Source organism: Bradyrhizobium sp. S3.7.6, assembly GCF_054061875.1.
The window spans coordinates 4525783-4540473 of sequence record NZ_JBSSEQ010000001.1 but is presented as its reverse complement, the minus strand read 5'-3'; the positions used below and the strand labels follow the sequence as shown (position 1 = coordinate 4540473).

At 60.1% G+C, this 14691-nt stretch carries 11 protein-coding genes and 1 pseudogene; 8 read left to right on the top strand and 4 right to left on the bottom strand.

Features of this window, described 5'->3' with window-relative positions; all coding sequences use genetic code 11:
* The first annotated feature begins 146 nt into the window (after positions 1 to 146).
* Both ACVJ5M_RS21915 and ACVJ5M_RS21910 read left to right on the top strand, forming a co-directional pair.
* Positions 147 to 1580, top strand: coding sequence for an HWE histidine kinase domain-containing protein (locus ACVJ5M_RS21915; RefSeq protein WP_354079303.1), 1434 nt, complete (start codon positions 147 to 149; stop codon positions 1578 to 1580).
* 622 nt (positions 1581 to 2202) lie between these two features.
* The gene (locus tag ACVJ5M_RS21910) at positions 2203 to 2580 is read left to right on the top strand and encodes an ester cyclase (protein ID WP_063983369.1); all 378 of its coding nucleotides are present in this window, start codon (positions 2203 to 2205) and stop codon (positions 2578 to 2580) included.
* A gap of 834 nt (positions 2581 to 3414) precedes the next feature.
* Here ACVJ5M_RS21910 and ACVJ5M_RS21905 read toward each other — a convergent pair.
* The 3 genes and pseudogenes from ACVJ5M_RS21905 to ACVJ5M_RS21895 all read right to left on the bottom strand — a co-directional run bounded on the left by ACVJ5M_RS21905 (position 3415) and on the right by ACVJ5M_RS21895 (position 4421).
* Positions 3415 to 3657, bottom strand: coding sequence for a hypothetical protein (locus ACVJ5M_RS21905; RefSeq protein ID WP_063983370.1), 243 nt, complete (start codon positions 3655 to 3657; stop codon positions 3415 to 3417).
* Positions 3658 to 3708: 51 nt separating this feature from the next.
* Positions 3709 to 4105: pseudogene (locus ACVJ5M_RS21900) on the bottom strand (Ku protein); the annotation flags it as partial.
* A gap of 34 nt (positions 4106 to 4139) precedes the next feature.
* Positions 4140 to 4421 (bottom strand): hypothetical protein, encoded by a 282-nt coding sequence (locus ACVJ5M_RS21895; RefSeq protein WP_085398433.1) that lies wholly within the window; start codon positions 4419 to 4421, stop codon positions 4140 to 4142.
* Positions 4422 to 5251: 830 nt separating this feature from the next.
* Here ACVJ5M_RS21895 and ACVJ5M_RS21890 point away from each other — a divergent pair.
* A complete protein-coding gene (locus tag ACVJ5M_RS21890) occupies positions 5252 to 6448 on the top strand; it encodes an MFS transporter (protein ID WP_085400064.1) in 1197 nt (398 codons plus the stop codon).
* A 1098-nt stretch (positions 6449 to 7546) separates the two neighbouring features.
* A complete protein-coding gene (locus ACVJ5M_RS21885; protein ID WP_231141855.1) occupies positions 7547 to 7690 on the top strand; it encodes a hypothetical protein in 144 nt (47 codons plus the stop codon).
* On the opposite strand, the gene uvrA is transcribed toward ACVJ5M_RS21885, so the two are convergent.
* Positions 7687 to 10215: an excinuclease ABC subunit UvrA gene (gene uvrA, locus ACVJ5M_RS21880; RefSeq protein ID WP_063983379.1), complete on the bottom strand. Its 2529-nt coding sequence runs from the start codon at positions 10213 to 10215 to the stop codon at positions 7687 to 7689. The two genes, ACVJ5M_RS21885 and uvrA, sit on opposite strands and share 4 nt — an antisense overlap.
* A gap of 189 nt (positions 10216 to 10404) precedes the next feature.
* On the opposite strand from uvrA, the gene ACVJ5M_RS21875 reads away from it, so the two are divergent.
* The 4 genes from ACVJ5M_RS21875 to ACVJ5M_RS21860 all read left to right on the top strand — a co-directional run bounded on the left by ACVJ5M_RS21875 (position 10405) and on the right by ACVJ5M_RS21860 (position 14624).
* Complete coding sequence (locus tag ACVJ5M_RS21875) at positions 10405 to 11430, top strand: aldo/keto reductase (protein ID WP_456679386.1); 1026 nt, start codon at positions 10405 to 10407, stop codon at positions 11428 to 11430.
* Positions 11427 to 13208 carry a thiamine pyrophosphate-requiring protein gene (locus tag ACVJ5M_RS21870; protein WP_354100584.1) on the top strand — a complete coding sequence of 594 codons (1782 nt, stop codon included), beginning with the start codon at positions 11427 to 11429 and terminating at the stop codon, positions 13206 to 13208. Before ACVJ5M_RS21875 ends, ACVJ5M_RS21870 begins: the two co-directional genes overlap by 4 nt.
* 437 nt (positions 13209 to 13645) lie before the next feature.
* Positions 13646 to 13966 carry a PepSY domain-containing protein gene (locus ACVJ5M_RS21865; protein WP_028152961.1) on the top strand — a complete coding sequence of 107 codons (321 nt, stop codon included), beginning with the start codon at positions 13646 to 13648 and terminating at the stop codon, positions 13964 to 13966.
* 37 nt (positions 13967 to 14003) lie between these two features.
* A complete protein-coding gene (locus ACVJ5M_RS21860; RefSeq protein WP_038936815.1) occupies positions 14004 to 14624 on the top strand; it encodes a general stress protein in 621 nt (206 codons plus the stop codon).
* Positions 14625 to 14691 lie beyond the last annotated feature (67 nt).

Here is a 14691-nt window from a genome sequence, read left to right as displayed (position 1 = left end):
GCTTTGCGAAACTGACGGACCTCGCCTCGAACTCGTCCGATTAAACCGGAAGAAACGCGGCCGGCTCAGACAGGTTCCTATCGCTCCGGAAATAAGCTTCAGGCGGCTGCATTGGTTGCCGCTGCACTTTCTGATAGCCTAGAGCGATGTCGCTTCTGAACTTCAGCCTGCCTGCCCGGGCACCCGCTCTCTTTGCGTCTTTCCTATCACTCGACCAGACCATCCTCGACGCGCTCCCGATCGGCGTTTATGCCTGCGATATTGAGGGACGGATCGTGAGGGTCAATGAGCGGGCGATCCAGCTTTGGGGACGCGCTCCGAAGCTGCTCGATCCCGAGCAGAAGTTCTGTGGCTCGTTCTGGCTCGAGACCCTGCAAGGCGATTTCATTCCGCCCCACGAAACGCCGATGGCGCGGGCCGTGCTAGCGGGGGAGAGCTTCGAAGGCGCCGAGGCCGTGGTGCGAAATCCCGACGGACGGCGATGGGTGGCGCGCGTCAATGTTGCGCCCATGCGCGACGCTGGCGGCCAAGTCGTCGGAGGGATCAATTGCTTCCTGGACGTCACGCATGAGCACGACATGCGGCTGGCACTAGAGCGTCAGCAGCGTACCTTCGATCTCGCCATGGTCGCTTCGAAGATGGGCACGTGGCGCTACAGCATGGCAGACAACGTCTGTGTCTACGATGAGAACGCCCAGCGGCTCTATGGTCTGACTGAGGCGCGCTTCCTCCACGACACGGCCGGCGTTGAAGCCAAGTTCCATCCGGACGACATGGATCTGATGTGGGCCCGCGTCGCCAGAGCGATCGATCCCGAAAGCGACGGACGCTATGAGGTTGAGTACCGGGTGAAGCAGACTGACGGGAGCTGGCGCTGGCTGAGTGCCTGGGGCCTCGTGGAGTTCGAAGGGCGCGGCGCCGAGCGCCAACCCGTCGCCATCGCCGGCGCGAGCCGCGATCTGACTGAATTGAAGCAGTCCGAGGAGTTGCAGCGCCTGCTCACCAACGAGCTGAATCACCGCGTCAAAAACAGCCTTGCCACCGTGCAATCGATCGTCAATCAGACGCTTCGGGACGCGACGAATGTGCAGGCGGCCCGCAGGACGATCGACGCACGCATCGTTGCCCTCGCCGGAGCACACGATCTGCTCACTGCCCGCAGTTGGAAGGGCGCCGATATCGCCGATCTCGCTGCGGGGGCGGTCGCGCCCTTCGCCACGGATCAGATCCTTACCGAGGGGCCTTCCCTGGATGTTTCCCCCGGCCAGGCTCTGGCACTCTCGCTGGCGCTGCACGAGCTTGCCACCAACGCCGTAAAATACGGAACGCTCTCACGGCCCTCGGGCCGGGTCGAGCTTCGCTGGCGTGTGCAGGAGGAGATGCTCAATCTGAGCTGGCGCGAAAGCGGCGGCCCGCAGGTTTCTCCGCCGACTCGCCGCGGGTTCGGCAGCCGCCTGATCGAACATGCAAGCCGCGACGTGAACGGGAAAATCCGGCTCGACTTCGCGCCGGAGGGGCTTGTCTGCTCGATCACCGCCGCGCTTGAGGCGATCGAGACACGACCGCAGACGGCCGTTTGATGTTGCTGGTCTGACTTACACGGCGAAGCTAGGCTCTGCCGACAGACGCGTCGGGTAAAACACCTATAATGTGGCACCATCACAAAACTCGTCGAGCTCGATGTCAACGGTCGCGGGCTTCTGCGCCATCCAACACTTGTGCCCCTCCGCATCGACCTCATAAACCCGATAGCTTGGCATGCCTCCCTTTCTCCCTGCGTCCTCGCTGAAGCGCTGTTCTGCCCAGAACGGCGGAGCCCGATCCTTAACATTTGTGCGCTGGATGAGAAGTGCCCAGAAAGTTAGCCTATGGACAGGAACGAAAATCGCTCACGAAGCGTTCTGCGTTCATTGGGTAGGAACTCATTCTTAAGCAAACAATCAGACAGATTGAGGGAGCAAGCTTTTCGGGCGGAGCGGCTCTCCAACACCGTCAGCGACATGTCGGCATCCCGTACCTTACGGTCCCTTGCCGAGCAATACCATGCGCAGGCCGACGAGCTCGAACAGGCAGAGATGTCAGGCCAGGCGGCTCCGCAAGCGACGCCTCTCCAAATTGCCGCTTCCAAAGGGGTAGTTAGGCGAGTCTACCTCTTAGGATGACTGGCGACATCGTTGTGGTGATGCCAAAGGTTATTCAGTGATGGACCTAAAGCAGATTTATCGCGACTATATCGACTGCCTGAATGAGCAAGCTTGGTCGCGCTTGGGCACGTTCGTCGCCGACGACATCACCCACAATAGCAATCCCCTCGGCCTGGCGGGTTATCGAAAAATGCTCGAACAGGATTACGCGGCAATTCCCGACCTTCGCTTCAACGTGGAAATGATGATTAGTGAGTATCCCCACCTAGGAAGCCGGCTACGGTTCGATTGCTCTCCAGCAGGCGTCTTTCTCGGCTTGCCGGTAAACGGCAGGCGAGTTTCCTTTCACGAGAACGTTTTCTATGAATTCGATAGCAACAAGATAATGCGCGTTCGATCGGTTATCGATAAGGCGGCCTTGGAGGCGCAACTGTAGACAGTTGGCGTCAAGCGGCTAGCGCTCACACCGCCGAGTCTCGAGCACGCCGCGCAATCACCCTAAATACGAAATGTCCTTCGCTCGCGACGCGAGCTCACCCTCCACTTTGTCGAATTCGGTTGATTGCGCTCGATGAAAGCCGCGAGCTCATCCGCGACATCTCAGAGAGGGCTTTCTGCTGGGACGACGGGTCCTTGCGAGTAGGAGCAATGTGCCCTGCCCGATCTAGAACTTTGATCGACAGATCGGCTCGGACACGGGCGCTAATGCTTGTGTCTTGGAGGAGCGACTTCGCAACTCGATAAGCAAGCGGGGCACCTACGACTGCAAGGTCAAGCTGTATCGATTCCGAGATCGCAGCCGCGGCCGCTGGCAGTCGCATTGTCTTATAACCCGATACTTGGGGTGATATCCGGCGAGGTCGGCCGCTTCTTCAAGCTTCTTCCCGTCGTTGACGATTAGGCGCACCAGCGTCCGCTGCTATTCGCTGAGGTCGTAAGCTGCAATCCACGGCATCCTAAGCCCCTTAGTTTTCACGGGATGCGTTGGCGGCCGCGATAAGACGACGCAAGTCAATGTTGTACTGCGGCACGTTCGGGTTCTTTACAGCCCGCTCCAGCAGGAGCTGCCACGTTCGGATCGAACCGAGCCATGTGCATGATCTCGTCCGCGTTCTGCTTGTTCGAAGGAAGCTGCTCGAGAAGCAACTTAAACCGCTTGATCAAGCCTCCGCCGGCGAGATCGCCCTTGAAGTGGCGAACGACCTGTTATTCGGCGCATGGTTTGCCCCCCGATCGGCGCCCAAGGCTGACCCCGCCCAACACCATCGACCTAGCGCCGACTCGCCACCCAGATCCCAAGCAGGAACGCCACAAACAGGGATTGCAGCGGCGCCTTCAAAGTCATCTCGCGCAACTGTTCGGCCCAGCGCATCGCGGCATCATGCGAATGCGACGGGCGACGGCTCGCATCCGCCTGGCGGCTCGACCTCGCTAAGGAAGCCTGCTCTATGCCGCCGTCATCATTCGTCAGCCCGGAGGCTTCCGTCATTGCCGAGGTTTCTTTCATATCCATGCGGTCCTCCTACGATAGCGTCGGAGCAACCGATCTCCCGACGGCTCGTTCCTACGCGGACTTCCGCCGCGTCCCGGCCCCCGGCTTCTTGGCGGCCGCCTCCTTCGCCGACTTCTTGCCGGCGATCGGCATCAACATCTCCTTCTGAACGGCCGAGGTCTCTTTGGCCTTCTTGGCCGACTTTTTTGGAACCTTGGCTACGGCTGCGGCGCCCCCAACGCTTTTCCGCCGCGTCCATCAGATCGACGACGTTTTCGCCGCGCGGACGCTCCTTCGGAGTGATCGGCTTGCCGGCGCGCTTCTGATTGATGAGCTCGATCAGAGCCGTTTCGTAGTGGTCCTCGAATTTCTCGGGATCGAACGTGCCGGACTTCTGGTTGACAATGTGCTTTGCGAGATCGAGCATATCCTTGGTGACTTTGACGTCTTGGATCTCGTCAAAATGCTGGTTCGCTCCTTCGCTCTAGTGTTATGGCCTAAAGCTACGTGTCAGATTGTGCATTGCGTGATGCTGAAAACTCGGCCAAAACTTGATCTGCCGCGAGTCTCGCACATCGGTCGTCATGCAATTCGTCGAGTTTTCTCAAATAGGCGACTGCCGCTATTTGCAAGAGATCGAAATCATCTTCGCCGGTATTACGAAGATGAGCGACGTAGCGATAGAGGGCGGAACACCTGTCGTCGTTCTCGCTGATGCCACTGTGGAGCAGCAAGTAGTTCCGCCACGCGAACGCGCACGCACCATCTACGGCCTGAGATGTCATGGGCGTCTCCCAAAGTCAGAGAAAGACTGACGATGCCTTTCGTTCCGCGAATCTCACAGATGTAACGTTGTTCCGTAGTTGCGCCGCAAGATGGATTCCACGGGGCAATGTCGATCGTTGCACAGAACGGTCAATGCGATTGGCTGTTCGAAAAAGCGTCGAGCTGGGCTGGCCGCCTTGCAAGTAGCTGCTTTGCCCGAATGAGCCTGCATATGTTCCCTAGAAAAGAAGATTTGGGAACATGCCACCTTTGCTCATGGGGGCCCTTAACCGACCTCGGCATCGGCACCAATGTCCGCTTTGCGCGCGACAAGCTTCCGCCCCAATGAAACGCGTCGTAGCCCAAAGCTTACCCCTGAGCTAAAAGTGCGAATTGGGTGGTGCGTCCCGACGGGTTTTGAACGGCCGACCTCCGCCATGTCACAGCGGCGCTGCTACCAACTGTGCTGCGGACGCGGGCCGGTATCGACGCTCTGACGCGTACGTCGCTGGCGTTTACCCCAGCGGCCGATCTCCGGCTCTGCCCCTTCCAATTCACATATTGCCCCTCGTCCTCGCAGTTCAGGCGCGAGGCAGGTGGATTTCCGCTGTCTGAAATCGGGCGCCGCAGGTTTCGCGGGTCCAGAGAGGCATGGCCATGATCCAGGAGAAGCAAGGGGCACCCACGAGATGACGCCGTAACCATCCCATCGCAGGGGCGGAGGAACCACCGCGATTGGCCCATATTATCCTCTGGTCCGCCCCCGCGCCAATTGGCTGGCCATGTCATCGCGTCTTGTCAGCCCTGCGTGTACGGGACCACATTCTGTCGGAAGTCGTTCAGCGTCTCGATGGCATCGCGCTCCCCTCCCCGCCTCTGGCCCCTCTACGCAGTCAACTTCTTCATGGCCGACATGCAGTCGGGCATCGGACCGTTCGTCGGCGTGTTCCTCCAGGAGCGCGGCTGGGCGACCGGACTGATCGGTACCGCGCTGACGATCGGCAATGTCGCCGGCATGCTGGTCACAACGCCGATCGGCGGCTTCATCGATTCGAGCCGCAACAAGCGCCTGTGGGTCGTCATTCCCGGCATCTGCGTGGTGCTTGCGTCCGCGATCATCCTGATCTCGCAACATTTCTGGGCGGTCACGTTGTCGCAAGTAGCGCAATCGCTCGCGAGCGCTGCGATCGTGCCGGCGGTCACAGGCATCACGCTCGGCATCGCCAGGCAAAAGGGCTTCAATGCGTTGAACGGCCGCAACCAGGCCTTCAACCACGCCGGCAACATGGTGGGCGCGGCGCTGTCGGGCTATCTCGGCTACAAGTTCGGCTACGTCGCCGTGTTCGTGCTTGCGGCGGTATTCGGCGCCATCGCGATAGCCTGCGTGCTGATGATCCCGGACAACTCCATCGACGATCGCCAGGCCCGCGGCAGCAAGGAAGACGAGAGCAAGAACCCGCCGGATGGCATGTCCGTCCTGCTCAAGCACAAGCCGCTACTGGTGCTGGCGTTTGCGCTTGCCATCTTCCATCTCGGCAATGCAGCGATCGTGCCGCTCTATGGACTTGCAGCGGTCGCCGAAGGCCAGGCCAACGGACCGAGCTTTGTTGCGACCACCGTGGTGATCGCCCAGGGCGTTATGGTGGTGACCTCGCTGATCGCCATGCAGGTCGCGGGAAAGCGCAACTACTGGCCGGTGATCCTCATCTCCTTCATGTTTCTGCCGATCCGCGGCGTGCTCGCCTTCTTCGTAACGGGATGGTGGGGGGTGATTCCGACGCAGGTGCTGGACGGCATCGGCACCGGGCTGCAGACCGTCGCCGTGCCTGGCATGGTGGCGCGCTCGCTTGACGGCACCGGCCGCATCAATCTCGGCCAGGGCGCCGTCATCACCGTGCAGGGCGTCGGCGCAAGCCTGAGCCCCGCGCTTGGCGGCTGGATCGCGCAGTGGATCGGCTACGGCCCGACCTTCTTGCTGCTGGGCGGCTTCGGGCTCGCATCGATGGGGCTGTGGCTGGCGTTCGGTGCCGCAGTGAAGAAGTATTGAGGCAAGCGGCCGGCCGGACATCACGGCGCGAATTGCTTTTGCGATCCGGGCACACCAAGCTGCGGCACCTTTGGCACAAGACCAGCCATGCGCCGAAGTCTCGCCGGTACCAATGGCGGCGACCACGGCGGTCGAGATCAGAGGGCCGACGCCCGGAATGCTCATGAGGCGACGGCAGTCAGTTTCCTTCTCACCGATCTGGTCAATCTCGCCGGAAAGGCTCTCGACCCGTTCATCGAGAGATATCCAGTCTTCGTACAAGCCAGCAATCAGGCCGCGCATTCGTGGCGATATCTCATCCTGACGGCTCTCCAGGATCGCCAATGAGCGCGGGGGCGCGAAATGCCACTGTTCCCCAGCGATACGTGAGTTGGTTCAGGCGCCCTTCATATTCGGCCCGCTAAACTGGCGGACTGGGATTTGAGACCAGCGGAATAAGCGCCGCCAGGACAATGTATTTTGAGCCTGGCGGCGTTCAATTTTAAGGCCAATGAGAAGCCCGCCCGCTGAACCGGCGCATACGAAGAGGCTGCCAATTGAGGGCTTCTTTATTTTGGCGCCGTTTCACCGATCAGATCGAATAACCGCGTTCAACGCACGACTCATGTACCGGGCGCGCGCCGGATTGGGTTATCCCGCCCGGAGGCGGTTTTCGGCGGTGCACACATTGGCGAAAGCTCGATTCTTCCCAATTCCGTTGGCTCCATCAGGACGCTTGTGCCGTCAATCTTGCGGCCGGGTGCAATCAATCTCGTGCGCCATAAGAACCACAGAGACCTAGAGCTGCGCCCGTTCGATACGAAAGTGAACTAGCGGCGTCGTGCACAACTTCCCCACGTGCCGCCGCCTCCAATGCGTTGCGCTGTGATTTGGTAAGAGTCGATCGGCCAACCCCGCTCACGATTTGACTCCGAAGCATCGCCCTTAATGGGCTCACCAGGTGTGGGCCCGCCAGCGTGAACCGGCGGGCCATGATCGCTAGCTAGCCAGAGCCGAAGCGCAATGTTGTCGCCGCGATCGAGACAGTGGCGAAGCAACTCGGCAACACGCCTGCCATCTGCCGCAAGAGCTACGTACACAGAGGTCTTGACTGCCTACATGTCCGGCGAATTCGTCGATATGATCGAAGCGAAAATAGCTCAAAAATTCAAGAAGCAGTACGCGCAACTGACGCCCATCATGGTTCTGGCCTTTCTACACATGCGCCTGGCGGCGTTGAAGGCGGCAGATTCAGGATCTTAGAGGACGGCTGCGAGATAATTCGCTGTCCGGCTCCGTGATTTCTTCGCGACCTGCGACGGCGTGCCTGAGGCTACTATCCGACCGCCTTCGTCGCCGGCACCGGGCCCGATATCGATGATCCAGTCGCTGGCGGCAGCCACCGTCATGTCGTGCTCGACCACGATGACCGTATTGCCGGCCTCAACGAGGCCGTGCAGTTGCCTCATCAATTTGGTGACGTCCGACGGATGAAGTCCAGTCGTCGGTTCATCCAAAACGTAGAGTGTCTGACCACGTTGCGCCCGTTGCAGCTCGGTGGCGAGCTTGACCCGCTGCGCCTCACCTCCTGACAGTTCGGTCGCCGACTGGCCGAGCCGGACATACCCGAGCCCGACGTCGCGAAGCACGCCCAGACAACGACGTAGAAAATCCTCACTACTGAAGAACTCGAACGCTTCGTCTACAGTCAACGCCAGCACGTCAGCGATTGATTTGTTCCGGATCTTGACCTCCAACGTTTTGGCGTTGTACCGCGCGCCTTTGCAAGTCGGACAGGGAGCGTAAACGCTCGGCAGGAAGAGAAGCTCGACACAGACGAAGCCTTCCCCTTGGCACGTCTCGCAACGGCCTTTCGCTACATTGAAGGAGAACCTTCCCGCGTCATAGCGCCTTGCACGCGCCTGTTTGGTTGAAGCGAATATCTTGCGAACATGATCCAGCAGGCCGGTGTAAGTCGCGAGGTTCGATCTCGGCGTGCGGCCGATCGGCTTCTGGTCCACTACTACCAATCGCTTGATGTCATCGAGGCCTTCCGCAATCTCGCCACCTAAGGTTTCGACCGAAGCCTCTAGCTTGTCGTCCTCGTCGCCCGCCTCTTTGCGATGGCCCAGTTCGTCGCCCACGGCATCGACAAGAAACTGACTAATGAGGCTCGACTTGCCGGATCCCGAAATCCCCGTGACGCTCGTAAACACGCCGAGCGGAATTTCCGTGTCTAGCCGATTGAGATTGTTGCGCGTGACACCGCGAAGCTTGAGCCATCCGCGGGGGTTTCGTGGAGCCCTTGCCACGCTCTCGTGCTGGCCACAGAGGTAAGGTCGCGTCCGAGACGCTTCCACGTCTTTCAGTCCTGCCAGGGGACCGCTGTACATAATACGCCCTCCCTGCGCGCCTGCGTCGGGGCCGACGTCGACGATCCAATCGGCGTGCCGCACCACGTCGAGCTCGTGTTCGACGACAAACAGCGAGTTGCCGGCCGACTTCAGGCGGTCGAGAGCGCGCAACAAGGCTTCCGTGTCCGCCGGATGCAGTCCCGCCGAGGGCTCATCCAGGACATAGACCACTCCGAACAGATTAGAGCGGACCTGCGTCGCCAATCGAAGCCGCTGAAGCTCGCCTGGCGACAGCGTCGGCGTGCTGCGTTCGGGCGTCAAATAGCCAAGACCGAGATCAAGTAGCACTTCAAGGCGTGCCGACATGTCCTCCGTTATCCGTTGCACCACGAGAGCCTTCTCAGGATGGCCGACGAATTGATTCCTTTTCTTGTCGAGATGCCCGCCGAGCAACAAGCGGAGCTGGTTCAACGGCAGTCGCGAAACCTCGGCAATGTCCATTCCGGCGAAGGTGACGGACAGCGGTTCGGGTTTAAGCCGCTTCCCCTTGCAGACTGGGCAATTTGAGCTCGACAGAAATTGCGCCACCCGGCGTTTCATCATAGCGCTCTGCGTCGTGGCGAACGTCTGCAGCACGTATTTGCGCGCGCCGGTAAAAGTACCTTGATAGCTCGGCTCCTCCTTCCGCTTCAGCGCCCGCCTCGTCTCGGCAGGCGTATAGCCGGCGTAGACCGGCACGGTCGGCTGCTCGTCAGTAAACAGAATCCAGTCCCGATCTTTCTTCGGCAATTCGCGCCACGGCCTGTCTACGTCGTAGCCGAGGGTAACGAGAACATCGCGTAGGTTCTGGCCTTGCCACGCGCTTGGCCACGCGGCTATGGCCCGCTCGCGAATGGTCAACGTGTCGTCGGGAACGAGCGAACGTTCATCGACCGCATGGACGCGTCCGATGCCATGACAGTTGGGACAAGCGCCCTCGGGCGTGTTGGGCGAGAACGACTCCGCATATAGCAACGGTTGATGCTGCGGATAGTCGCCGGCGCGCGAGTACAACATCCGCAGCAGATTGGACAGGGTCGTCACGCTGCCGACTGATGACCTTGTCGTCGGCGAGCCTCGCTGTTGCTGCAAAGCGACTGCGGGGGGAAGCCCCTCGATCGAGTCCACTTCGGGCACTGCCATTTGGTGGAAAAGGCGGCGGGCGTACGGTGAGACCGATTCCAAGTAACGCCGCTGGGCCTCTGCGTACAAGGTCCCGAAGGCGAGCGACGACTTCCCGGATCCGGACACGCCCGTGAACACCACGAGCGCATTTCGGGGTATCTCGAGCGAAACGTCCTTCAGATTGTGCTCGCGGGCTCCGCGGACGCGGACGAAACCGTCGTCTGTATGGATATTCCGCTCGCCCTTATCGCCGATCAGCGACTTGTCCATCGTACGGTTCCTCGCCACTCGCGGAACGCTATGGCCGTCTCGAAGAGGAAAGTCTCCGGGAAATGACCGGTTCCGTAACGGTCACTGTCCGTCCCTTCAGCGCCGAAAACCCAAGCTCCTGTGAATTTACATCTAGGAACCGGCTCTCGCGCCCGTCGTTCAATTCCCGACAAATGTTGAGGATTCTCTATGAATGACCGCGCGCGACAGATCTTCAAACCGGAATTCCGTTTCGGCCTCGGTGGCGTTTCCCTCGGCAACGAGTTCAACAAGCATACCGATAAAGAAGCCGAGGCAACCCTTGAAGGCGCATGGGCGATGGGCGTTCGATATTTCGATGTAGCGCCTTGGTATGGGCTCGGACTCTGCGAGCGTCGCTTCGGTCATTTTCTGCATAACCAGAAGCGCGACGATTATATGCTCTCGTCGAAGGTCGGGAAGCTTTTCAAGGCGTCAAAGAACAACAAACATGCGGATATTTATCCGCTGTCAGATTCGCCCAATGACATCATTTTTGACTATACGGCGGACGGTGTGCGCCGCTCGATCGAAGACAGCCTGCAGCGCCTCGGCGTCGACAGCCTGGACGTCGCTTTCGTGCACGACATCTCACCCGATTTCGCGTTCTTTCCGAACGGCTGGGAAGAACAGTACGAAATCGCCCGTAAAGGCGCGTTTCCGGCGCTCTCCAAAATGCGTGACGAGGGCATCATCCGCGCTTGGGGCATCGGCGTGAATACACCGCTTCCCATCCTCAAAGTCATGGAAGATGCGGATCCTGACGTCTGCCTTTGCGCCCGCCAATACTCGTTGATCGATCACGCAAGTGCGGTGAACGAACTTTTCCCGGTCGTGCGAAAAAAGAACGTTTCGCTCGTCATCGGCTCCTCTCTCAACGCCGGCTTCATCTCAGGAAGTCCACGTTACAATTACGGAAAAGAGAACTTCAAGATTCCCGCTGCTGTCATCGAGAAGCGGGAGAAGCTCAGGACGATCGCCTCTCGGTATGGCGTGGACCTCCGAACTGCCGCACTTCAGTTTTCGGCGGCGGCCGACGTCGCGGTCGCTCTGGTCGTGGGGGCACGGAGCGCTCAACAGATCCAGGAGGACTGGAATTCGCTCCAGGCCAAGATCCCTTCGGATTTCTGGGGTGATCTCAAGCAACAAGGCCTCATCGAGAAAAGCGCCTCGCTCCCTGCTGCTTCGGAGGCTTGAGCATGAAGGTCGGCGATTTTGTGGTCGAACGGCTCCACGCTTGGGGCGTGCGCCGCATCTATGGCTATCCGGACGACGGCATCAACGGTGTGATCGGCGCCCTGCAGCGCGCCGACAGCATTGAATTCATCCAGGTGCGGCACGAGGAGATGGCCGCCTTCATGGCGGTCGCACACGCCAAGTTCACCGGTGAATTAGGGGTGTGCTTGTCGACCGGCGGCCCGGGAGCAACTCACCTCATCACGGGATTGTACGATGGTAAACTGGACCATGCTCCCGTTCTTGCTATCTGCGGGCAAGCTGAGGCAACCGTTCGAGGTGCCAGTTACCAGCAGGAACTTAACTTAGACCGGATGTTTGCGGACGTCGCTGGCTTCGTACAGGAAGCGTCATCCCCTGCCCAGGTGCGGCACCTCCTTGACCGCAGCATCAGGGTCGCTAAAGCCGACAACATACCTTCCGTCATTATCTTGCCGAAAGATATTCAGGACGAGGAATACGAAGAGCCCGCGGTAGCGCACGGGTTTACGCGGTCTGGAGTGGGCTATTCCAAACCCAAGATCATTCCAGAGGATGCGGACCTATCCAAGGCGGCCGAGGTCCTGAATGCCGGCAAGAAGGTAGCCATTCTGGTCGGCGCGGGCGCTCGTGGCACCGCTCCTCAACTCATCGAAATGGCGACCTTGCTCGGCGCCGGCATTGCGAAGGCATTGCTGGGCAAGGATGTGTTGCCGGACGACCTGCCGTTCGCTACCGGCGCGATAGGCCTACTCGGGACCGAGCCAAGCTGGGATCTTATGCAAGGCTGCGATACGCTCCTGATGGTCGGCACGGGCTTTCCCTGGTCGGAGTTCTTACCCAAAGACGGGGCCGCACGCGCCGTCCAGATCGACATCAAAGCCTCGATGCTGTCGCTGCGGTATCCGGTCGACGTCGGCCTTCACGGCGATGCCGCCGCAACGCTTAAGGCGCTCCTGCCCCTAATCCAGCGCAAGGAGGACCGGGAATGGGCGAAGACGATCGAGACCAACATAACTGGGTGGTGGAAGAAGCTGGAAGGTCGGGCTAAGGCGGAAGCCAATCCCGTCAATCCGCAGCGCGTCGTTTGGGAAATGTCACCCTTGCTACCTGCTAACGCCATCGTGACCAGTGACAGCGGATCCTGCGCCAACTGGTATGCCCGCGATTTCCGGGTGCAGCAGGGCCAGGCTGCATCGCTTTCGGGAGGCTTGGCGTCGATGGGCGCAGCAGTCCCCTATGCCATCGGGGCCAAGTTCGCCCATCCGGACCGGCCGGTCATCGCACTTGTGGGCGATGGCGCAATGCAAATGAACAACATGACCGAACTCATCACGGTCCAGAAGTACTGGAAGCGTTGGGCGGATCCGCGATGGATCGTATGTGTATTCAACAATCAGGACCTCAACGAAGTCACTTGGGAGCAGCGGGTCATGGAGGGAAACCCAAGATTCGAGGCTTCGCAGGATATCCCCGACTTTGCCTATGCCAAATTTGGCGAACTGCTCGGGCTCAGGGGGATCTTCGTTGATTCTCCGGGTCGCCTGGCATCCGCATGGCAGGAGGCACTTTCGAGCGATCGCCCTGTCATCCTGGAAGTGAAGACAGATCCTGAGGTGGCTCCGCTGCCGCCGCACGTCACGTTCAAGGAGGCCCGCTCCTTTATGCCTGCGATGGCTAAAGGAGACAGAGGCGCTGGCCGTGTCATCAGCGACACCGCAAGACAAGTTGTCGACGGCCTATTCGGCAAGAGAGATTGAATTTGGGGCCCGCGGCGCTTCAACGCGTTGCGGACCTCCGCCGACGGCGGGTAGCTTACTTAACCCACGAATCTTCCAACTTCGAAGGCGATGCGGTGTTCCGAATCAAAAAGACACGGTGCACGCCTGAACACAGCTAAGGACGGATCACACGTTGCGCTTTGGGATACCGCGCCTGCCGCATCAGCCTCAGCAAATGTACTACCCGCGCTGCGCTTCTTGCGAGGTTCGCTATTACTTCTGACAGGGGCGCGTTGGCGCACGTCGCCCCAGGCCCGAGTTGGACCACGTCCGGGCTCTCCTTCTAATAGGTTCAAGTACGCGCCCCGGAGCTCGCTCCCGCTTTCTTGTAGATGCTTTGCAAGCCCTGCGGACCGGGAAAACTTGGAACTTCTCAGTTCAGCGTATGTTGGGCCTTGCCACGACAGGAGGACGATATGAAAAAGACATTTCTTTTGCTGCTGACGGCTGCTTCGCTTCTGGCGGGTCCGTCGTTTGCGCAAAATCCGCCGGCGACCGATCGGCCCAACAACAATGCGGTCAACAGTTCCGGCCAGAACAATTCCAGCAAGCCGGTTGAAGGCGCCAACAGCTTCACCGAGGGCCAGGCCAAATCGAAGATCGAGGACGCGGGCTACAGCAACGTCACATCCCTGAAGAAGGACGACAACGGCGTTTGGCGCGGAAAGGCCAGCAAAGGCGGTGCCTCGACCAATGTCAGTCTGGATTTCCAGGGCAACGTGAACGCGGCCAAGTAACCTGGCGACCACCAGCGAAAATTAAGAGGGATTCAGCATGACCGTTACGATTTCACGTCTCTACGATAACTACTCCGATGCGCAGCGCGCGGTGACGAGCCTGGAGGCCGCGGGCGTGCCGCATTCGGATCTGAGCATCGTCGCGAACAATTCCGACAACTGGTACAGCACCGACAAGAAGGTCGATCGCGATCGCGATGGGGTGGACGATCGGGCGGAAGGCGCAGCCACGGGAGCGGGCGTCGGCGCAGGTCTTGGTGGCGCTGCCGGCTTGCTCGCGGGCCTTGGTTTGTTGGCTATCCCCGGCCTGGGTCCGGTCGTGGCGGCCGGATGGCTCGCATCGACCGCGCTCGGTGCCGTTGCCGGCGGCGCCACAGGCGGGGTCGTTGGGGCGCTGACGCAGGCCGGCGTATCCGATGAGGAAGCACCACTCTACGCCGAAGGTGTGAGGCGCGGCGGTACGCTGGTTTCAGCTCGTGTGCCGGATGCGGATCGGACGCGATACGAAGCGATCTTGAATCAGTCCGCCGTCAACCTGCGCGACCGGAGCGCAGCCTGGCAGAAGGCAGGGTGGAAAAATTATGATCCATCCGCCCAGCCTTATGGCGCGGAGGAGGTCCGGAGAGAGCGCCAGCTCTACGGCACCGGCCTGCGATGAATTACCCGGCGGCCCGCCAAGGCGGGTCGCCCTTTTCTTGCGTACGTTTGCCCATCGAACTCAGGAG

Bases quoted from the DNA above. Each gene is read 5' to 3' on its own strand.
- uvrA (WP_063983379.1), bottom strand. From the start codon at position 10,215: ATGGACAAGTCGCTGATCGGCGATAAGGGCGAGCGGAATATCCATACA.
- ACVJ5M_RS21860 (WP_038936815.1), top strand. From the start codon at position 14,004: ATGACCGTTACGATTTCACGTCTCTACGATAACTACTCCGATGCGCAG.
- ACVJ5M_RS21890 (WP_085400064.1), top strand. From the start codon at position 5,252: ATGGCATCGCGCTCCCCTCCCCGCCTCTGGCCCCTCTACGCAGTCAAC.
- ACVJ5M_RS21910 (WP_063983369.1), top strand. From the start codon at position 2,203: ATGGACCTAAAGCAGATTTATCGCGACTATATCGACTGCCTGAATGAG.
- ACVJ5M_RS21885 (WP_231141855.1), top strand. From the start codon at position 7,547: ATGTCCGGCGAATTCGTCGATATGATCGAAGCGAAAATAGCTCAAAAA.
- ACVJ5M_RS21915 (WP_354079303.1), top strand. From the start codon at position 147: ATGTCGCTTCTGAACTTCAGCCTGCCTGCCCGGGCACCCGCTCTCTTT.
- ACVJ5M_RS21865 (WP_028152961.1), top strand. From the start codon at position 13,646: ATGAAAAAGACATTTCTTTTGCTGCTGACGGCTGCTTCGCTTCTGGCG.
- ACVJ5M_RS21875 (WP_456679386.1), top strand. From the start codon at position 10,405: ATGAATGACCGCGCGCGACAGATCTTCAAACCGGAATTCCGTTTCGGC.
- ACVJ5M_RS21895 (WP_085398433.1), bottom strand. From the start codon at position 4,421: ATGACATCTCAGGCCGTAGATGGTGCGTGCGCGTTCGCGTGGCGGAAC.
- ACVJ5M_RS21905 (WP_063983370.1), bottom strand. From the start codon at position 3,657: ATGGATATGAAAGAAACCTCGGCAATGACGGAAGCCTCCGGGCTGACG.